The 20253-nt window shown below is 68.3% G+C and carries 17 protein-coding genes; 6 read left to right on the forward strand and 11 right to left on the reverse strand.

Going from position 1 to position 20253, the window contains the following annotated elements; translation table 11 throughout:
• The first annotated feature begins 105 nt into the window (after positions 1-105).
• Both ACQR3U_RS22630 and ACQR3U_RS22635 read left to right on the forward strand, forming a co-directional pair.
• Complete coding sequence (locus tag ACQR3U_RS22630) at positions 106-4266, forward strand: TIGR02680 family protein (RefSeq protein ID WP_230811521.1); 4161 nt, start codon at positions 106-108, stop codon at positions 4264-4266.
• Positions 4267-4342: 76 nt separating this feature from the next.
• On the forward strand, positions 4343-5497 hold the full coding sequence (locus ACQR3U_RS22635; protein WP_230811520.1) for a beta-mannosidase: 1155 nt from the start codon (positions 4343-4345) through the stop codon (positions 5495-5497).
• Positions 5498-5506: 9 nt separating this feature from the next.
• Here the strand turns inward: ACQR3U_RS22635 and ACQR3U_RS22640 are convergent, their stop codons facing one another.
• From ACQR3U_RS22640 to ACQR3U_RS22650, 3 genes are all read right to left on the reverse strand, one after another.
• Positions 5507-5902, reverse strand: a complete 396-nt coding sequence (locus tag ACQR3U_RS22640) for a tautomerase family protein (protein ID WP_024100872.1) — start codon at positions 5900-5902, stop codon at positions 5507-5509.
• A 9-nt stretch (positions 5903-5911) separates the two neighbouring features.
• Positions 5912-6265 carry a dihydrofolate reductase family protein gene (locus ACQR3U_RS22645; protein ID WP_106199798.1) on the reverse strand — a complete coding sequence of 118 codons (354 nt, stop codon included), beginning with the start codon at positions 6263-6265 and terminating at the stop codon, positions 5912-5914.
• 195 nt (positions 6266-6460) lie between these two features.
• Positions 6461-7360, reverse strand: coding sequence for a hypothetical protein (locus ACQR3U_RS22650; protein WP_230811519.1), 900 nt, complete (start codon positions 7358-7360; stop codon positions 6461-6463).
• A 146-nt stretch (positions 7361-7506) separates the two neighbouring features.
• Here ACQR3U_RS22650 and ACQR3U_RS22655 point away from each other — a divergent pair, with 146 nt between their 5' ends.
• Positions 7507-8139 carry a pyridoxamine 5'-phosphate oxidase family protein gene (locus tag ACQR3U_RS22655; RefSeq protein ID WP_230811518.1) on the forward strand — a complete coding sequence of 211 codons (633 nt, stop codon included), beginning with the start codon at positions 7507-7509 and terminating at the stop codon, positions 8137-8139.
• A gap of 132 nt (positions 8140-8271) precedes the next feature.
• On the forward strand, positions 8272-8571 hold the full coding sequence (locus tag ACQR3U_RS22660) for a type II toxin-antitoxin system Phd/YefM family antitoxin (protein ID WP_230811517.1): 300 nt from the start codon (positions 8272-8274) through the stop codon (positions 8569-8571).
• Between the two features lie 296 nt (positions 8572-8867).
• Here ACQR3U_RS22660 and ACQR3U_RS22665 read toward each other — a convergent pair whose 3' ends face one another.
• Positions 8868-10376: a protein adenylyltransferase SelO gene (locus ACQR3U_RS22665; RefSeq protein WP_112320024.1), complete on the reverse strand. Its 1509-nt coding sequence runs from the start codon at positions 10374-10376 to the stop codon at positions 8868-8870.
• Between the two features lie 308 nt (positions 10377-10684).
• Between ACQR3U_RS22665 and ACQR3U_RS22670 the strand changes: the two genes are divergently transcribed.
• On the forward strand, positions 10685-12022 hold the full coding sequence (locus ACQR3U_RS22670) for a Mur ligase family protein (RefSeq protein WP_230811522.1): 1338 nt from the start codon (positions 10685-10687) through the stop codon (positions 12020-12022).
• 16 nt (positions 12023-12038) lie between these two features.
• On the opposite strand, the gene ACQR3U_RS22675 is transcribed toward ACQR3U_RS22670, so the two are convergent.
• Both ACQR3U_RS22675 and ACQR3U_RS22680 read right to left on the reverse strand, forming a co-directional pair.
• Positions 12039-12176 (reverse strand): hypothetical protein, encoded by a 138-nt coding sequence (locus ACQR3U_RS22675; protein WP_230811516.1) that lies wholly within the window; start codon positions 12174-12176, stop codon positions 12039-12041.
• Positions 12177-12198: 22 nt separating this feature from the next.
• Positions 12199-13788 (reverse strand): alkaline phosphatase D family protein, encoded by a 1590-nt coding sequence (locus ACQR3U_RS22680; RefSeq protein ID WP_230811515.1) that lies wholly within the window; start codon positions 13786-13788, stop codon positions 12199-12201.
• A 154-nt stretch (positions 13789-13942) separates the two neighbouring features.
• On the opposite strand from ACQR3U_RS22680, the gene ACQR3U_RS22685 reads away from it, so the two are divergent.
• Entirely contained in the window at positions 13943-14338 is a 396-nt protein-coding gene (locus tag ACQR3U_RS22685; protein WP_230811514.1) for a VOC family protein, read from the forward strand.
• 43 nt (positions 14339-14381) lie between these two features.
• On the opposite strand, the gene ACQR3U_RS22690 is transcribed toward ACQR3U_RS22685, so the two are convergent.
• The 5 genes from ACQR3U_RS22690 to ACQR3U_RS22710 form a co-directional block, all read right to left on the reverse strand.
• Positions 14382-14648 (reverse strand): hypothetical protein, encoded by a 267-nt coding sequence (locus ACQR3U_RS22690; RefSeq protein WP_033096661.1) that lies wholly within the window; start codon positions 14646-14648, stop codon positions 14382-14384.
• A 115-nt stretch (positions 14649-14763) separates the two neighbouring features.
• A complete protein-coding gene (locus tag ACQR3U_RS22695; RefSeq protein WP_139192957.1) occupies positions 14764-15150 on the reverse strand; it encodes a hypothetical protein in 387 nt (128 codons plus the stop codon).
• Between the two features lie 923 nt (positions 15151-16073).
• Positions 16074-17309 (reverse strand): vWA domain-containing protein, encoded by a 1236-nt coding sequence (locus tag ACQR3U_RS22700; RefSeq protein ID WP_230811513.1) that lies wholly within the window; start codon positions 17307-17309, stop codon positions 16074-16076.
• Positions 17306-18532: an AAA family ATPase gene (locus ACQR3U_RS22705; RefSeq protein ID WP_230811512.1), complete on the reverse strand. Its 1227-nt coding sequence runs from the start codon at positions 18530-18532 to the stop codon at positions 17306-17308. Before ACQR3U_RS22705 ends, ACQR3U_RS22700 begins: the two co-directional genes overlap by 4 nt.
• 81 nt (positions 18533-18613) lie before the next feature.
• Complete coding sequence (locus ACQR3U_RS22710; RefSeq protein WP_230811511.1) at positions 18614-19978, reverse strand: hypothetical protein; 1365 nt, start codon at positions 19976-19978, stop codon at positions 18614-18616.
• Positions 19979-20253: the final 275 nt, after the last annotated feature.

Raw genomic sequence — 20253 nt, forward strand, 5'->3', positions numbered from 1 at the left:
CAGTCCTTCGAAGCCTCGACCGAAGCAAGAACTCATCAGCTACACCCCACCGCTCTGGGCATCCAGGGCACTGACCCCAGACACCTACAAACTTAGGGAGATCTCATGAGCAGCGCCCGATTCCGCCCCACGCGTGCCGGGATCATCAACCTGTGGGACTACCGCGACCAGGAGTTCTCGTTCGCCGACGGACGACTGGTGCTGCGCGGACCGAACGGGTCGGGCAAGACGAAGGCGCTCGAGGTGCTGTTCCCGTTCGTGCTCGACGGCCGGATCGAACCGCGACGTCTGAACCCGTTCGCCGGCGAGGAGCGCACCATGCGCTCGAACCTGCTGTACCGGGGGCAGGACAGCGCCCACTCGTACGTGTGGATGGAGTTCTGCCGCGGCCGCGCCGACGACCCGGAGGCCGTCACCATCGGCATCGGGATGCGCGCCACCCGCGGCAACGACAAGGTCACCCGCTGGCACTTCGTCGTCGACGGCCGTGTGGGAGTCGACTTCTCGCTGCTCGACGACGAGGACCGACCGCTCACCCGCAAACAACTGGTCGATCAGATCGGGGCCGACGCGATCGCCGATCGTCCCGTCGACTACCGGGCGGCGATCGACGCGCGCATGTTCGGTCTGGGCGCACAACGCTACGACCAGCTGATCAACCTGATCCTCACGCTGCGCCGCCCCCAGCTCGCCAAGAACCTCGACCCGAAGGGCCTGTCGCAGGCGCTGACCGACGGTCTTCGTCCCCTCGACGACGATCTCATCGTCGAGGCCGCCCGCTCGTTCTCCGCGATCGAGGAGGTCGAACGCACCCTCGAATCCCTCGCGGCCGCCGACGATGCGGCGCAGCAGTTCGTCAAGGTGTATTCGAAGTACATCCGGCAGCAGGCCCGTACCGCCGTCGACAAGGCCGCCACCCGTCTCGGGGTGGTGGACACCGCGGTGCGGTCGCTGCGTGAGGCGGCCGAGGCCCGCACCGAGGCCGCCACCGCACGCACGGCCTCGGAGGAACAGCTCCTGGTGGCCGAACGTGACCACGAACAGGCACGCACCACCCTCGAGGCACTGCACCGCTCCAGCGCCTACGAGGGCAAACAGCAACTCGACGACCTCGCCTCGGCGGTGAAGAACCTCGAGCGCACCACCGCCGCGCAGGCCGAGCAGGCGAACCGCGCCCAGGCCGTCGTGGCCGACCGGCTCCGCGACCACGACAGTGCCCGCGACGCGCTCGAGACGGCGACGGCGGCACGTCGTCGCGCCGAGGACGGGCTGAGTGCGGCGGCCGAGGACGCCGGCATCACATGGACCGGTCTCGACGGCATCGAACGGACCGAGCAGCTCAGCGCGGCGATCGACGCGCTCGCCGAGGAACGCGACGCCGACGTGCGCGTGGTGCGCAGCGCACTGTCCCAGCTCGACGGTGCCGCCGCTGCGCGGTCGCGGGCCGAGGCTGCCGCGCTGCGTGCTCGCGCGCAACGCGACACCGCGTCGGCCGCGGTGGAGGCCGGCGAGACCATGGTCGAGCTGTCCCGCAGCGAGGTCGCCGCCGAGCTGGGCCGGTGGTGGTCCGATCGCGCCGAGACCTTCGCGGCTGTGGGCCTGTCCACCCCGGTCTTCGAGGCGCTCGACACCGCCTTCGGCACCGTCGGTCAGGACGATGCCCCGTCCCCGGCGGCGGTGTTCGCCGAGCACACCGGGCCCGTGCTCGACGACCTGCGGTTCCGGCGTCGCGTGTGCGGCGCGGAGATCGAATCGCTCGGCACCCGGATCGCCGAACTCGAGGCCGAACGCACCGCCGTCGCAGCCGAAAGTGACGACGCTCCCCCGACCTTCCCGGCCCGCACCGGCAACCGCGACGATCTCGTCGGCGCGCCGCTGTGGCAGCTCGTCCGCTTCCGCGACGACGCCTCGGCGCAGGACGCCGCCGGCATCGAAGCGGCCCTGCAGGGCGCGAACCTGCTCGACGGGTGGATCACCGACGGCCTCGGCGACCTGCCGGACATCGAGTCGGAGCAATTGTTGGTGCCGCTGGCACCCGGGCACCGGCCGAGCGGTCCCACGCTCGCCGATGTACTCGTTCCCGAAACCGACACGGCCGTCCCCGAGGAACGGGTCGCCGCGGTGCTGTCGTCGATCGCATGGGCCACCGATCCCGGCCCGGACGCGCGGGTGTCGGTCGATGCGCACGGTAGGTTCCGGCAGGGAGTGCAGCTCGGTCGCCACGTCAAGGAGCAGGCCGAGTTCATCGGAGCCACCGCCCGCGCCCGGCGGCGGCAGCGTCGCATCGTCGAACTCGAGACCACCATCGCCGAGTGCCGAGCCGACGTGGCGTCGCTGCGCGAGCAGGATCGCGAGATCGGCGACCGGCTCACCGCACTCGACGAGGCCGTGAAGTCGTTGCCGCGCACCGGATCCGTGCTCGCCGCGCTACGCAAGGTCACCGAATGCGCCGGCGCGCTGCGGACCGCATCCGAATCCGCATCCGCCGCCGACCGCGATCTGGACCAAGCGATCGCCGCGGTCGCCACCAAAGAACAGCACCTGCGGTCGACGGCCGGCCGACACCGGGCACCGCTCACCGCGACGGAACTCGACAGTCTCGATGCGGCCGTGCGGCACTTCCGTTCGCAGGGCCAGGCCTTGCAGCGCGCGCTGCGCGAGCAGGTCACCTGCGGTGATCGCCTCCGCGACAACGACGTTCGCCTCGACGAGGCGCGGGTCTCCGCCGAGAATGCGGCCGAACTCGCGGCGGAGAACGCCGAGACGCTGGCCAACGAGCAGCAGAAGCTCGAGACGCTACGCGAGTCGATCGGGGCGAGCGCCGACCGAATCGATGCCCAGCTCGACGAGGCCCGGCGCCGAATCGAGGCGGCGAAGACCGCCGAGCGGACCGCACGTAAGGCCCACGAGTCGGCGCTCGAGCGGATCGGCAAGGCCGAGGCCGCCCACACGGGCGCCGAGCAGACACTGCGGTCGGCGCTCACCGAGGCCCGCGCCGACGCCGATGCTCTGGCTCCCTTCGCCCGCCGCGACCTGCTGACCCTGCTAGGCGTGGAGAGCGAGCACATGTGGCCGTCCAGCGCCGCCGCGTGGCTCGACGCCGATCAGCTGACCTATCGGATCCGGCAGTCCCCCGACGACACCGTCGACGTGCTGCCCACCGAGGTTGTCGCGTTGTTCCGGGCACTCGACGCCGCCACCGACTCGGTCACGGCCTCCGAGTCGACCCGCAAGTCCACCGCGTCTGCACTGACCTCCGCGCTGCAGGAGTTCGACGCCGAACTCGCCCGGGGTCGCGACTACCGCCTGCATTGGGACGCTGCCGACGGCATCACCGTCGTGCAGGTACAGGACGAACAGGGCTACACGTCCGTCGCGGCGTTCGCGCAGCGCATCGCGCGGGCGCGGCAGGAACAGGAGACCCTGCTCACCGACTCCGAACGGCGCATCCTCGAAGACGCGCTCCTCACCGGTCTCGCGCAGCAGATCCACGAGCGCACCGTCGACGCCCGCGACCTCATCGCCCGGATGGGTACCGAGATGCGGCAACGGCACATGTCCTCGGGCAACACCATCGGGGTGCACTGGGTGCTCGCCGACCATCTCGACGAGCCGGCCCGGGCGGTGTGCAAACTCCTCGACCGCGACGCGTCGATGCTGGCACCGGACGATCTCGCGGGGATCCGCGCGCATTTCGCCTCGCGGATCCGCGCGGAGCGGGCCGCGCACCCGGAACGGTCGTACCCGGAGATCCTCGCCGCGACGCTGGATTACCGCCGGTGGCGGGTGTTCTCGTTCAGTCTCGTCGGTGCGGACGGCAGCGAGGACCGCCTCACCCCGGCCCGGCACTCGGCGTTGTCCGGTGGCGAACAGTCCGTCTCCCTGCACCTGCCGTTGTTCGCGGCGGCACACGTGATGCTCGATTCCGCCGACCCGCATGCGCCGCGCCTGCTCGCCCTCGACGAGGCCTTCGCCGGCGTCGACGACACCGGTCGCAGCGAACTGCTCGGCCTGTCCGTGCAATTCGACCTCGACCTGTTCATGACCGGTTTCGACCTGTGGATCACCTATGCCGGTGTGCCTGGCTGTGCGCACTACGACCTGTCGCATTCGGTGGCCGAGCACACCGTCGCCACCACGCTGCTGGTGTGGTCCGGTGGCGAACTGCTCGCCGAGCACGACGGGTCGGATCTGGAGAGCGCGCTCGGATCCCCGCGCACCCGACGGATCACACGCCCGGTGGAAGGAGCCCTCGAGTTCGCCTGATCATGACGACGGTCACTACGGCGTGTTCCTCCTCGATCGAGGCTCTCACCTGCGCCGCGGACCTACGATCCGGAAGATGACGAGGCTTCGGGTATCCAGACTCATCGTCGGCGCCGCGACCGCGGTCGGGCTGCTGCTGGGCACGAGCCCCGCGGCAGCGGCACCGGCACCGGCACCGGGCGCGCGGGTGACCGCGTCGCCGGACGGTTTCGCGCTCGACGGTCGGGCCTGGTGGCCCACCGGGTTCAACGCCTACCAGCTCGCCACCGACTGGTCGGTGAACTGGGGATGCGGAGCGATGGTGAACCTCGACGCCTATTTCGGTACGTTGCCCCCGAATTCGCTCACCCGCTTCAATCTCTTCCAGGCGCTCGCCGTCAACCGGTTCACCGGGCAACTCGACTTCGGACCGATGGACGCGGTCTTCGCCGCGGCCGAAGCGCATGATCAGATGCTGCTGCCGGTCCTGGCAGCACAGGACGGCGCATGCGAGGACGAGGTCTTCAAGGGACGGCAATGGTACGTCGACGGGTGGACCGAATTCAACCCGGGACACGAAAAGGTGGTGATGAGCTACCGGGACTGGATACACACCGCCGTCGCCCGCTACCGGAACTCACCATCCCTCGCAGCATGGGAACTGGTCGGCGAACCGGAGACGAGTTCATGCACCGACCCCGCGTGCCACTGGTGGACCCGGTCGTGCGAGCCCGGCGCCGCGCAGGTGCTGCGCGACTTCTTCGACACGGCCGGAGCCGAACTGCGCGCCGTCGACCCACGCACCCTGATCACCGCGGGTTACACCGGGGGCGGTCAGTGCGGCACCCAAGGTGACGAGTACCAGTTCGTCAGCGCCTCCCCCTATGTCGATGCCGTGCAGTACCACGACTACGGCGCCGACGGCGTGCCGTTGCCCGGCGATCAGTGGAACGGTCTCGCCCGGCGGGTCGCGCAAGCCGCAGCCGTCGGAAAGCCGTTGCTCGTGGCGGAGATCGGTGAGCTCGCCGGGTCCTGCGGGTCGCTCGGTGACCGCGCCGACCACATCACCACAAAGATCGAGGGCCAACGCGCCGCCGGCACCGCAGGTGCACTGCTGTGGGCGTTCGTGCCCGACCCGCGGGAAGCCGACTGTACCTACGACATCGGCCTCGACGACCCGTTGTGGGATGTGGTCGAGGACCTCGGATCCGTCGAACCCTCCACCCTCCCGAACGCGCAGTCCTCTCCGTAAGAGCAGTCCTCACACATCGACGGTGAATCCGAGATCCACATCGCACGCGGCCTGCCCGGCGCGGATCCCCCAGCTCTCGGTCGGGATGTCGCGCACGATCACGGTCACGTGGTCGGCAGGAATCGCGAACGCGCCGAGCCGCTCGGTGATCTCGCGGTAGAGGCGCCGCTTGGCGTCCACGCTGCGCCCGGCGAAGCAGTCGACGATCACGAGGGTGTAGAGCTCGGGCGATGTCAGGGTCGGCGGCACCGCGAAGCGTTCGGGTTCGTGAACCACGAGCCGGATGTGCTTGTCGGCCTCCGGAATCCGGAAGGCGGCGACGAGCGCGTCGTGGACGGCGTCGATCATGCCGGTCTCGACCTCGCGGTCGTGGCGGGTGCGAACCTCGATGAGCGTGCTGGGCATCCGACACTTCTACCCGTCGGAGAACCCCTGTGCAACCTCGTGGGGCAGGTCGTCACCCATCCGCCGCGCCGGTCCCCAATCGGTCGCCGTCGCGGATCGGGAGCGCACGTAGTTCGGCAATGTGTTCATCAGCCGTGCCTGCCGTGCCTCGACCGCTCTGATCGAGTGTTCCGCAGCGGGCCAGTGCTGGGCGAGCAGTTCGTAGGCGACACGGCCGAAGAACATGCCGTCGATGCCGGCGAGGACGTCGGCCATGTGATCGTCGAGGTCGTCGTCCGCGACATCGATCCAGTCGAGTTCTCCGTTCGGTCCCGCAGTGAAACCGTCGAGGGTCGTCATGACCGACAGGAGGACCTTGCGCATGGTGGCAGCCTTTCGTCCGGGTCTCGACAAGGCGGACCCGGAACGAACGGCGAATTCATCGGTGTGCGGGCACGAATGTCGTCCGACGATCGGCGGCCCCAGCAGGCATGCCGGCGATTCTCCGGTGTCGCCGCAGGTTGCCCACGCACACCCGGCCCACGAGCGCGGGATGCATCAGATGTCCGGGCGGATCCATCAGGCTGCTGACCGAAGGAAACGGTCGACGACCACGGGATCGTTCTCGGCCGCGGCCAGGACCCGCGCCACGTACGCGTTGCCGAGTCGCGTCTGCACGCTGCGGGGTCCTTCGACTTCGGGCAGCGCGAGGTCGGAGCCGATCGCGAACTGCCACGCAGCACCGATCGGTTTCTTCGCGGCCCGGAAGAACCTGCGGGACAGGTCGTCCTCGCCGAGGGGTTCGGCGGTCCGGAGCGCGGCCACCACCTGGTCGGGTGCGTACGCCTCCACGGCGAAGATCATGCCGGTCAGGCTCGGTGGCGGTTCGCGACCGGCCCTCGCAGCGACCGTGAACAGCCACATATCGTTCTTGTAGCCGAACAGCGCCATGCCCGCCGGACGTCCCGGCACAACACCGATCAACACCATCTTCTCCATCGGTGTGCCCGGCGCGAGTCGTAGCAGCCGGCTGCGGTACACGACGTGGACGACGACGTGCTCTTCGACCGGTCGTCGGTAGCCGAGTTTCTCTAGACCCGCCGGGGTGCGGGCGCCCCGTCCCATCGCGTCGACCACCAGATCCGCCGTCATGATCCGAACACCGTCGCCGCTGCCCATCTGCACCCCGGTGCCCCGGCGGCGGTCGGGTGTCGTCGTCAGGTCGCCGACGTTGTGTCCGTCGAGGAGGGTGATGTTCGGGATGGCGCGGACGCGTCGCCGGACATGGTGTTCGAGCAGCGGCCGACTCGGCACGTAGGTGGCTCGACGGTCGCGGAAGCGACGGTTCTCTGCACCGGACGGGAGGACGTCGCGGTCGACGACCGTCACCGCGTCGTAGGACTCTGCCGGCGCACGGGCCGCGAGCAGACCACCGACGCTCGCGCCCAGAACGATTGCATGGTCCCCGATCTTGTCCATCTCGTCATCTCCGTCGTCCGGTCGACTGTCGCACTCCGTGCCTGTACACGAAGTCTGTGGTGGCGATCGTCGAGGGTCGCGAGTAGCGCACTACTCGATTCGGAATCCGGTTGACCGGCCGCGGCGGCACTGCTTCGATCGGTGCCATGAGCGACCGCACGCGCCTGACCCGCAAACCCGAACGCGGCACCGACGATCCGGCGGTGCTGCACCGGCTTCTCGACGAGGCCCGCATCGCGCACGTGGGTTTCGTCCGCGAAGGATCGCCTGTGGTGCTGCCGATGGCGATGGGCCGCGACGGGGACCGGTTACTGCTGCACGGCTCGACCGGCGCCGGCATGTTTCTCGACGCGCGGTCCGGGATCGTGGTGTCGGTCGCGGTGACGCATCTCGACGGGCTCGTCTTCGCCCGGTCGGCCTTCGACCACAGCATGAACTACCGCAGTGCGGTGTTGTTCGGTGTGGCCACACCGGTCGCGCCGGGCGAGAAGGAACACGCATTGAAGGTGGTGACGGAGCATCTGATTCCCGGTCGGTGGGACGAGGTCCGGTCGCCGACACCGAAGGAACTGGCCGCCACCACGGTCCTGGAAGTGCCGCTCACCGAGGTGAGCGTAAAGGTCCGGGCGGCCGGACCGGGAGAGGACGCCGGGGACGGTGAAGACCACTCCGTGTGGGCGGGAGTGGTGCCGTTGCGGACCGTCGCCGACGATCCGATCCCGTCACCGATCACCGGGTCCTCGACCGCGTTGCCACGCTCCGTGCGCGCATTTCTGTGACATCGAACGGGCTGTCCGTTGTGACATCGAAGGGGCTTTCCGTCGTGTCCGCCCCCGAATCCGACATCGGTGATGAAAGGATGCCCGCGTCGAAGGAACAGATCGGAGTCGCCGCGAGTGCCATCAACGTCCGTGTCCGTGAAAGCCGCACGCAAGCGGCTCGGTGAGCTGGTCCGGGAGGTCAACGACGAGACCGTCGCCGTCGAGATCGTCGGCAAACGCGGCACAGGCGTCCTGATCTCCAAGGACCGCTATGCGGCGCTGCAGGAGGCAACCTTCCTGCTCCGCTCCCCCGAACTAATGGACAGCCTGCGCCGGGAGATGCAACGTTCGCTCGAGGCCGCCGCGTCGACGGGCCGGCGGCAGCCGCGGGCTGCTCGCCGGCGCGCGAAGAACAAGAAGAAGCGCAAGAAACGGCGTCGCGCCCGTTGACCGTCTCCATCCCGTACATCTGCACACCGCCGCCGAGCACTGCGGCCGGGCGGTGCAGATGCCGGAAGTCTCGCCGCGAGGCGGTGAAAGCGGTCGTCCAGCTCGCCGATCCCGCGGCCGCCTTCGACGCGAACTCGCCACCTGCAAGTGCCCGACCGGAGTCGAGTTCGTGCGTAACCGGCCGCGCGATCCGACCCGCACCCGACTGGTCCAGAATCGACCGAGACCGGTGTTGTTCGCGAAATCCGTTGGGAACTCGCGAACAACACCGGTCTCGATTCGTCAGTATCGGGCGGTCAGGTGCCGCAGAAGGTCCGGAAGGACTCGGCGAACGAACGCGGTGCGGGCGAGACATATTCGTTCCACTCGGCACGCGCCTCGAAGGGATGTGTGACGACCTCGAGCAGCCTCGCGAACGGTTCGAGGTCGCCGCCGGTCGCTGCCTTCAGCGCGGCGTCGACCTGATGATTGCGCGGGATGTACAGCGGGTTGACGCGGTCCATCGCCTCCGCCCTCTCCCCTGCTGCCCGGTCGTCCCGCTCGGCCGCGGCGTGCCAGCGTTCGAGCCACGGCGCCGAGCGCTCACGCGGCACGAGTCCGTCGAGGGGTGCCGGATTGCCGCGCAGTTCGTCGGCGAGGGCACGGAAGGTCACCGTCCAGTCGGCGCGGTGCTCTTCCAGCAGCGTCAACAGATCGTCGACCAGTTCCTGATCGAGAGAGTCCTCCGGGAGACCGAGTTTGGCGGCCAGACCGGACCGGTAGTGACGCTCGTAGCGGGTGTCGAAACTGTCCAGAACAGCGGTGACCGCGGCGATCGCCGCATCCGGAGTCGAATCGACGAGTCTGAGCAGGGTTTCGGCGAAACGCGCCAGATTCCATTTCAGGACGGCGGGCTGGTTGCCGAACGCATAGCGCCCGCTGTGGTCGATGGAACTGAACACCGCCGCCGGATCGAAGGCGTCGACGAAGGCGCACGGACCATAGTCGATGGTCTGCCCCGAGATGGTGGTGTTGTCGGTGTTCATCACCCCGTGGACGAAACCGACGAGCATCCACTGCGCCACCAGCGACGCCTGCGCCTCGACCACGGCGGTGAACAGTCCCAGGTAGCGGTTGTTCTCGCCGGTCTCCGGCAGGTCGAGCAGATCCGGATAGTGCCGGGCGATCGCGTGGTCCGCCAGTGCACGCACGACCTCTCCCTGCCGCGCCGCGAACTCGAAGGTCCCCACCCGCAGGTGGCTGGCCGCGACACGGGCCAGCACCGCGCCGGGCTCGGCACCCTCGCGGTGGACCGGCCGACCGGTCGCCACCACCGACAATGAACGGGTGGTCGGAATGCCGAGGGCGTGCATGGCCTCGCTCACCAGATACTCGCGCAGCATCGGCCCGACGACCGCGAAGCCGTCCCCACCCCGGGAGAACGGAGTGGGCCCCGAACCCTTGAGATGGAGATCGACGCGGTCACCGTCCGCGTCGACGAGTTCACCGAGCAACAACGCCCGACCGTCGCCGAGCAGCGGAGCGTATCCGCCGAATTGATGTCCGGCATAGGCCATCGCGACCGGCTTGGCACCCGCCGGCACCTCCGCGCCGGCCAGGACGGCGACGCCGTCGGCGCTGCGCAACGCCGCCACGTCCAGTCCCAGCGACACCGCGAGGTCCTCGTTGAGCGCGAGCAGTTCCGGGTCGGGGGCCTCGGCGCCCTGCCACGGCACCGACAATCCGCTCAATTCGTCGGCGAAGGAACTGCCGAGACCGGATATCGTGGTGTTCGTGCCGACGGGGAAATCCGGAATCGCAGTCATCCTTCGAGGGTAACCGTGTGAGACCGACGCATGTCGCGGGCGAGGAGCACGCCGGTGGAGCCCGGTCACCGGCGGCGCTTCATTCCGCCCCGGACCGGGTATCCGCCCCCGTGCACACCGACCCGGACGATCCTCGCCGTCCCATCCGGCGGATCCAGGTACGCGACGTCGCCGAGCACCTCCGCGATGTCCTGCGATCCGGACCAGCGGACCGGCACGACCATGTGATCACCGGCATCAGCGACGATTCCCGGACGGTGCGCCCGGCGATCTGTACGTAGCGCTACCCCGGACACCACGCCCACGGCCTGGACTTCGAAGCCGAAGCCGCCGCCCATGGCGCGGTCGCGGTGCTCAGCGACCGGCCGTCGCGCCTGCTGCCCGCCTTCGTGGTCGATCGACCGCGCGACGTGGTCGGCCCGTTGGCGTCGTGGATCCTCGGGCATCCCTCCCACGACCTGCAGGTCCACGGCATCACCGGCACCCACGGCAAGACGAGCGCGACCTATCTCCTCGACACCGCACTCGCGGCCACCGGCGTGGTGACCGGCATGATCGGCGGGGTCGTCGTGCGCGGTCCGGCCGGCACACGACCCGCGACCCGCACCACTCCCGAGGCCTCGGTCGTGCACCGCACGCTTGCCGAGTTCCGTGACCAGGGCGTGCAGGCGGTGACGCTCGAGGTGTCCTCGCACGGCATCAGTCAGGGCCGCGTCGACGGTGTGCGGTTCCGTACCGTCGCCTTCACCAATCTCGGGCCCGACCACCTCGACTTCCACCACACGATGGAGCAGTACTTCGCCGCCAAGGCGGCACTGTTCACCGCCGACCGCACGCAGACGGCCGTGGTGAACATCGACGACGAGTACGGGCGACGTCTGGCGGCCTCCGTCGACGTGCCGCTGTGGACGCACTCGACCTGCGATGCCCGCGCCGACGTGTACGCGGACTCGATCCGGTGCGATCTCCACGGCACCTGCTTCACCGTGCACACGCCGGCCGGGAGTGCGCCGGTGCGCCTGTCGCTGCTCGGACCACACCAGGTGGCCAATGCGCTGACGGCGCTCACCTCGGTGGCCGCCGTCGACGGCGACGTCCTGCAGGCCGCAGCGGGTCTGGAGACCCTCGCGGGTGTGCCCGGCCGGCTCGAACGCGTCGACGCCGGTGAAGGTGTTCTCGCGCTCGTGGACTACATGCACAACACGTCCGGGCAACGCGAACTGTTGCCCTTCCTCCGGTCGCTCGCCCCCGAGCGGCGACTGGTCCTCGTGATCAGCGCGACCGGAGAACGCGATCCCGGCAAGCGATTTCCGCTCGGGCACACCGCCGCGACCTACGCCGACGTGGTGGTCGTGACCGACGACAGTCCCCTCTCGGAGGACCCGCGTGTGCTCAGGGATGCGGTCGCCGAAGGGGCCTTCGCGGCGTGCAGTGCCCGCGTCGTCGTCGAGGCCGACCGACGTCGCGCGTTCGATATCGCCGTCGCCCACACCGGCTCCGGAGACGTCGTCGTCGTGGCCGGACGCGGATGCGAGCCACGCCTGGTCTCCGGGGACACGGTGCAGGTGTTCGACGACCGGGACGAACTGCGGCGCGCACTGCACCGTGCGCAACACCGGTCCGTCTCGCGCGTCCCCCGCCCCTGAGTCATCCGCCCGGTGGCTACGGCTGCAGCCACATGTAGCCGCTGGTGCCCCAGCTCGGAACTCTCATGGCGCCGGTGTTCGGGACGGAGACCAGCAGGCTCACACCCGCACCGCGGTTGATGATCGTGCTGGTGCGGCCACCGGCGACGGTCACCGAGTACCGACCGTCCAGGATGTTACGAACGCGGCTGCAGACCCGGCTGACCGGACACGATGACGAACGACGCCACCGTCGACACCGGCGCGTCCGGTTCGGTGACCGTGTCGAGCACCCGGAAGTCGGCGTGCACGGCGTCCGGGGTGATCGTGGTACGCACGTAACCGCGCCGGTCGTTGTGGAACTTCAGGTGCGGGTTCGCCGGCATGTGGTCGACCTGCGTCGCGCCGGTTCCGTTGCCGTTCGACGTGATCGACGTGCACACCAGGTCCGAACCCACTACCGGCGCGTCGGGATCGGTGAAGTCGACCTTGATGTCGTTGGCCCAGTGCCGGTGCACGTCGCCGGTGAGCACGACGGCGTTGCGTACCGGCGAATCCACCCAGCCCTGGGTGATCCGACGACGTGACGCCGCGTACCCGTCCCAGCCGTCCATACTCACCTCGTCGCCCTCAGGGCTCGGGTCCTTGTCCTGTTCGGCGAAGAACACCTGCTGACCGAGGAAGTCCCACTGCGCGGTGGAGGTGCGGAAACCGCCGAGCAGCCACTGTTCCTGTTCGGTTCCGGTGAGTGTTCGTGCCTCGTCGTGACGTTCGGCGACGTTCTTCTTCCACCCGTCACCGGCGGCCTGATCGTCGCGATACTGGCGGGTGTCGAGCATGTGGAAGTTGGCGAGATTCCCCCACTGGATCCGCCGGAAGATCTTCATGTCGTGCCCCCGCGGTGTCGACGAGGGTCGCAGCGGCATGTTCTCGTAGTAGGCCTGGAAGGCGGCGGCGCGGCGGGCGAGGAAGTTCTCGGTGGTCTCGTTGCTCTGAGCGGCATCGGTGTTCTCCGGAATCGTTCCGGCCCAGTTGTTGTCGACCTCGTGGTCGTCCCACACCACCAGCCACGGCGCGATCGCGTGCGCGGCCTGCAGATCGGCGTCGGCCTTGTACTGGGCGTGACGTTGCCGGTAATTCGCCAGGGTGACCGTCTCGGGTCCGTTGAGCGAGCGGACGAGACCGGTGTCGCTGGTGTAACCGCCGCTGGTGTACTCGTACAGGTAATCCCCCAGGTGCAGAACGAGATCCGGGTTGTCCTCCGCCATGCGCCGGTAGGCGGTGAACCAGCCGTGTTCGTACTGCGCGCAGCTCGCGAACGCCATCGTCAGAGCCGCCGCGGTCTCGGTGGCCGACGGTGTCGTCAGCGCCCGCCCCACCGCACTCATGTGGTCGCCGGTACGGAACCGGTAGAAGTACTCCCGGCCCGGACGCAGCCCGAACAGTTCGACGTGCACGGAGTGGGCGCTGTCGGGGACGGCTCGTTCCTCACCGCGTGCGACGACGCGGGTCATCTTCTCGTCCTCCGCGACCTCCCACTGCACGGTGACGGGACGGTTCGGCATGCCGCCGAGTCCGTCCTCGGCGAGCGGGTCGAGCGCGAGGCGGGTCCAGATCACGAATCCGTCCGGCACCGAGTCGCCCGAGGCAACACCCAGCAGGAAGGGGTCGCCCTTCACTCCCGGCGCGTCGGCGCGCGCGTATCCGGTGACACCGACGGAGGTGGCTGCGGTGACGACAGTGATTCCGAGTCCGACCGAAAGGAACGATCTACGTGACAAAGGCATGGCCACGGAAGGTAGTGGCCGAATCTCCTTCGCACGGACTACGTTACCGAACGTAGGAAGAACACTCGGAAACATTTGGGGATACGCCGACAGGGGTCGGCAGCACCGCATCGAGGTCTACGATGAGGAGGGGCCTCGAACGGAGGAGACTGTCATGGTTTTTCCCGCACTCACCCACGTCGCCGTCACCGTCTCGGATCTGGCTGCAAGCACGGCCTGGTACTCGAACCTCTTCGACGCCATACCCGTCCTCGACGAGGACGACGAATCGGGCACCTTCCACCACGCGGTCTTCGCACTCGACGGCGGCACCCTGTTCGGCCTGCACACCCACCCCGATGCGCCGGCGCAGACGTCCTTCGACGAACGGAACACCGGGCTCGACCACATCGCGTTCGGTTGCACCGCCGACGAGCTCGACAAGTGGCGCGACCGGCTCGACAGTCTGGGTATCCCACACGGGGACATCAAGAACGCCTCGTACGGTTCCGGGTTGTCGTTCCGCGATCCCGACAACATCGCGCTCGAATTCTTCGCGCCGCCGAGCTGATCACCCTCGCCCCCAGCGACGATCCGCCGCGCCCGGATGCTCTCTAGCGCAACCTCCGCCGCGGACGATAGCTCAGTCGCGGACGATAGATCGACGTTGCCCATTGAATGGCGTCCTCGAGTTGCCGCTCGCTCATCTCGAACACTTCGTCGACCTCCGGCTCCACCGGCTCGCAGGGGCAGTAACCGTTTGCAGGTCCGGCATAGGTGGACAGGACGGCACCACCTTCCACGACGAACACCCCGGGGTAGATCTCGCACGCGAAACGCCGGTTCGCCAGGACCCGATGGGTGACCTTGACTTCGTACACCTTCGTTACCTCCTCGGAAGCCCGAGTGTTCGGACCGGGTAATTTGCAAACCTGCAGAACTCCGCAGCGAACCGATCGAGTCGAATACTCGCGGTCGTCCAGCGATTGCTCGAATTCACGCCTGACGGCACGATGCTTCGCTCTGCCTCGACGGGAGTTCCGCGAACGAGGCCAGAGCAGCAGCGGCAAGTTGCCGACAATGCGACGGCTTGTACGCCGACTGACGTTTACGCATCAAGTCGAGGTTGAACTTTGCAGCCGCAGCGCGGACGTGCTTCGATTTCAGAGCTGAACGCACGAAGCGGATGTCATCGACAATCAAGCACTGCTCGAATCCTCCGCCAGACTTGTGGGTCCCCTCGTCGAACATCACTCCCCGAGCGGCGAGCAACACCCGGCCCCACCTACTGACCGGGAGATAGCGACTATCCACGAAGAACACGGCGGCTATGTCGTCCGACTCGTCGGAGACCGCAATGTAGAACGTCTCCAGGGCAGCCATGGAGATGCAGAAGATTCGCCTGCGGTTGGAACTCGGGAAACAACTCACCGTCCAGAAATTCGCCTCGGTACGGCACGGATACGGCACGCAGCGGGAAGGTACAGTCCAAGCGCCGCGACGATCTGGTCGTATCGAGGGTGTTCCTGGAGCCGTCGGAAGTCGCCGGCGTGATCCTTGATACGTTCGAGGCCCTCGCGTTCGTGGCCGAACGGGGAAGGGCTGATTTCGACCCACCGGTCACTGCGCACCGGGTTCCCCCTCTTCATTCCGATCGTTCACGTCCGTCACAACGTACCCGGACACACACAGTAGGGATCAGCGGCTATCCGGATCAGGACAAGGACTGTCGGACGCCCCAAGCACCAGGAGCATTCGAAGCTGGAGAAGTCAGACGGATTCGGCAAGCAAAGACTCGTCACCGACACGGACCAGCGACTTCTTCAAGCGTGGACTCGGACGATTCGACTCGAGCCAGCGCTTGATCGCCATCTTCTGATCCGACTTCGACAATCGACTCAGACCGAGGTTGTTGATCAACTGGCCGACGGCCCGCGGCTCCGAACGCTGAGTCTCAGGCGGATGAAAGCCTCTGTCGTCCCACCGACGACACCGAAGTCCGACATCAGATCACCTCCGCTTCCAGAACCGGCAGGACAACGCCAGAGCAGTCGGAATGACTGATCCGGCCCACGCGATGGGAGCGACCTGGGCCGAGCAGTGGCTCGCATCGGTACCGGAGGATCCGCTGAATCCGCTCGTAGAGTCGATCTGATCGCTGACACCGCTTCGACGCAGCGCGCTGCGCCTGGGTAAATTCCGCGGGCGCAACACTCCGACAACCACGCGGCCTCGATGGCATTCCCACCCGAGAGCACCAGCGAGCGCCCCACGTCCCCTCCCTCATGGCTTCGTTCCGGTGCCCTTCAGATCGCAGATGTGCCGATCTGCACCACACGCGCCCATTCCGGCGGCCTGTCCGGAACGAAGTCGGGGTTCGATTCGCTGCGGGTCGCAATGCGGGGGAACAGACCGACGATCGTCCGGCACCCCGGACGGCTGCTGGGCCAGGGGGTTTCCCCGTCGGTGAGCACCACCATTACATCCGGCCGGGGCCGAAGACGCAGCATCCGGGCGAATCCGGCGCGCAGATCCGTGCCACCGCCTCCGACCAGCGGAATGTCCTCGGCCTGACACAGCGGGTGCACGATCCGCGCGGCCGCGTCACAGGACAGCACCGTGACCAGGTCACGACGCCCTCCCACGGCCCGCGCGATAGCGGCGACCTCGAGCAGTGCACTGCCCAGATCCGCGTCGCTCACCGAGCCGGAGGTGTCGACGATGACACCGACCCGCGGCGGGGTTCGCCGCAGGCTCGGCAGCACCGCTCCGGGCACGGCAGCAGAGCGCCGCGCCGGCCGGCGGTAGGTGTAGTCGTCACCGGCGCCGGACGCGGAGGTGGCCGAGCGGATCGCCGCCCCCAACAGAGTTCGCCACGGCTGCGTCGGGTGCAGAGCTTCCTCCGCCCACCGCTGCCACCCGCGGGGTGCACTGCCCGGCTGCCCGATGATGCTGTGCGCCAACCGGAAGCGCACAGCGTCCCGTTGCTCGTCGCTGAGCGCGTTCGCCCTCTCCGGGCCCCACTCCCACTCACGGCTCAGGCCGTCGGCACCGCTGCCGCAGTCGAGCCAGGCCAGCCTGTCGGTGCACGGACCGAGACCGAACTGCTGCAGATAGTCCTCCATGAGCTGACCGGCGGGCAACTGCAACGTCGACGGTAGAACGGCGTCGTCGGGTAGGGGCAATCCGTCACCGAACGCATCGTCGTTGATCTCCGCGTCGGCCGCGATGTTCATGCGTAGTCGATCGGCGCGACCGTCCAGGTCGTGCGCGCGGGCGTAGCGGTCGCTGCGGCCGTGGTGATCGCGCAGCAGATGCGAGACCTGGTGAACGAGGATCGACGCCAGCTCCTCCACCGGTCGCCGAGCGACGAAACCGGGCGAGATGTAGCAGCGCCAGTGCCGGTCCACACCGATGGTCGGTACGCGCGGCGACGCGACGATGTGCAGCGCGTACAAGGCGGTCGCGAGATAGGGTCGGGCGCGAACGGCATGCAACCGTGCGGCGTAGATCTTGTCCGCGTCGAATGCCGACGACGTCATCGGCCGGCCTGCGCGACGGCGTCCGCCGACCGAGCGACCGAGACGACACCGGCGAGCTCGTCGATCGATGCCGGCACCTCCCAGTCGTCGCGGCGCAGGGTGGCCAGTGTGACGGCCGGCACGACCACGAGATCGGGTGGCCCGGATTCCACCGCGGTGGCCAGGAGGGTCCACGCCGCGTCCCAGCGCCACTTCTCCGGCCGTCGGCGGACCGCGGCGACCACCGCGTCGAGCACGGCCTGGCGCAGATCACCGCGCTCGGGCAGGTCGGCAGCCGCCGGATCGGCGAGCAGCGCCTCCGGATCCGGCAGGTCCATACGTTCGATGGCTGCGAGCAGCTCGAACCCGGGTCCGTCGCCGACACTGCCCCGAACCAGCAACGACAGCACGTCCTTCGACGACGAGGTGGCGGTCGCGAACGCGATCAGCCGCACGGTCATGTCCCAGCTCCGCGGCGACGGCCAGGCACTGCCACGGCGGCTCTGGCTGCTGGGGAGTTGATGCACGAGGGCGGGCCGGGCGGTGAGAAGCTCACAGACCGCGCGGCGGGCGAACGTCACCGCGCCGGAGAATTTCTCCGGATCGAGACGCGGCAGCGTCGCCCGTGGCCAGGTCCCGCCGAGACCCCGCACGACCACGTCGTGGTCGTAGGTCCAGTGCAGGTGCACGAAGCGGTTCGCCAACGGCGGACTCAGTTCCCAGCCGTCCGCTGCCGAGGACGGCGGGTTGGCGGCAGCCACGATACGGACACCGGGTGGGAGTTGCAGTGCCCCGATTCGTTTTTCGAGGACGAGACGGAGCAGCGCCGCCTGCACGGCGGGCGGAGCCGTCGACAGTTCGTCCAGGAACAGCAGTCCCCGCCCGGCCTGCACGAGCCGGACGGCCCAGTCCGGCGGTGCCATCGGGACGCCGCGGGTTGCGGGATCGTCTCCGAGCACGGGCAGACCCGAGAAATCCGACGGCTCGTGCACACTCGCGATGACAGTGGTCAGTGGCAGGTCGACGGCCTCGGCGAGCTGGCTCAGGACGGCGGTCTTACCGATTCCCGGTTCACCCCACAGCAGTACCGGTAGATCCGCGGTGACCGCCACCATCAGGGCCTCGAGTCGGTCGTCGGGTCGAGACTCGGTGGTCACCGCGTCGAGCATCGCCGACAACGTTGCGGCGCTGTCGAGTTCGTTGCTGCGGGGACGGCCGGGACGAAGTGTGGAGGACATGTGCATCACCTGTGATGTCGGAAGGGACCGCAGGACACGACCCGTAGGACGCCCTGCGGAACAGTGGATTTCGAGAAAGAAGAAGAGTCAGTGTGATCGGGTGCAACGCGACCGTCCGAGTCGGCGAGGTCGCGATGCGGGCGGCGGTCCCAGCGGTTCGGAGAGATACCGGTCGTAGATGTTGCGGCGGTCCGCGGACCTCCGGAGTTCGTCCAGCAAAGGTCCGTCACGGAGGACCGCGCCGGGACCGAGCAGCCCTTCGACGACTGCCAGCGCCCCATCGGCGTCCCCGTGGTCCAGGCGTTCACGAACGCCCGGCAGACAGTCCGGTCGGCGATGCGCCTGGTCGATGACGTGAAGACACGGTAACGGGGTGCCGCCCAGTGCGGCGAGCAGTTCCTCGCGCCGGATCTCGGCGGGATCATGATCGAGCGCGGTCAGGACGCCGTCGACCACCCCCAGCCGGTGCCGTTCACCACGACAGTCGACCAGGTGAATCCGGTTCTCCTGCTTCGGCATCCGGGGTCTTCTCGGCGGTGGCCGGTCCGGATCCAGCGCGGCGGCGACCAGCGGATGCAGCCGGTCGACGGTGATAGCTCCCGACCGCAGCAACGCCAGGTCGGGCGGCACCCAGGTCGCGGCGTCGGGCAGCACCGGCAGCGCGGCGAGCCGGCCGCGCGGGTAGTCGTCCACACGACGCAGCGCCACGGGCTCAGTGCTGCCGACCGGTTCCACCACCACATCGTGTCGACTCCCGCATCGCACCCGCACGGGACCGTCGCGCCGACCGTGCGCGCGCAGCAGGATGTCGCATTCGGCCGCCCAGCGGTCGACGGCACAACCCTCCGGAATCACTGCGGCCCAGTAAGGTTCGAGGAGGTACCCGACCGGCACCTGCCCTGCCCCACCGCGGATCGGAAGCTCGCCGGACCTGCGCACGTCCCACAGATGCCGATGGAGGTCGAACCGGAACCGTCTGTTGGGGCGCGGATGCGGATGGTTCGTGGAATCCGAGCCGTCCCACAACGTCAGCGCGATCCGCTGACCGGCATCCGCCCAGGCGGGAGCGGTGCGGACCACCAGATGCACGGAACCTGTTCTGCTGCCACGTTTTGCAGGCTCGATGTCCCCGTAGCGGGCCAACGTGATGGTCAGCCCGGGGCGCAGAAGGCCGTCGGGGGCCACGCGTGGAAGGTGCCAGCGCAGCAGGTCGGGTGCGAGGTGACGGAGGTCGTCCGAGACCTGCGAGGCGACATCGACGCCGTGTGCGTCGGCCAGCACGGACACATCGAAGTCGACATCGAATCCCGCTGCGGCACAGGCACCGCGCCAGTCGCCTGCACGACGCCGGTCGGTTGCGGACTCGATCATGGACGGCGGCACGGCGACCTCGCGCACACGCAGCCAGAAGGACAGTCGGGGATCGGTCCCGTTCGCAGTCGGAGGGTGCATCAGCACTCACCGTGAGCGAACTGAGCCCCCAATCTTTGATCAGAGAAGGCTGTCATCGGCGCAATCGTAGCGTGCCGCGGCGATTGCGGCCAGTGCGCGCGGCCGGTTGCCGTCCCCCCGTGCGTGCTTCCGGTAGCACCGGCCACCATATTCACGCACGAGGAGCAGGACCTAGATGTAATTCCCGGGGACGTTGTGAACGCCGACGCGGTCTATAGGTGACTGTCCACCGATCCCGGTGTGGGGCCGATGGTGATTGTAGTCATGCAGCCACT

Source organism: Rhodococcus sp. IEGM1339 (assembly GCF_050321925.1).
Taxonomy (GTDB): Bacteria; Actinomycetota; Actinomycetes; order Mycobacteriales; family Mycobacteriaceae; genus Rhodococcus; species Rhodococcus pyridinivorans.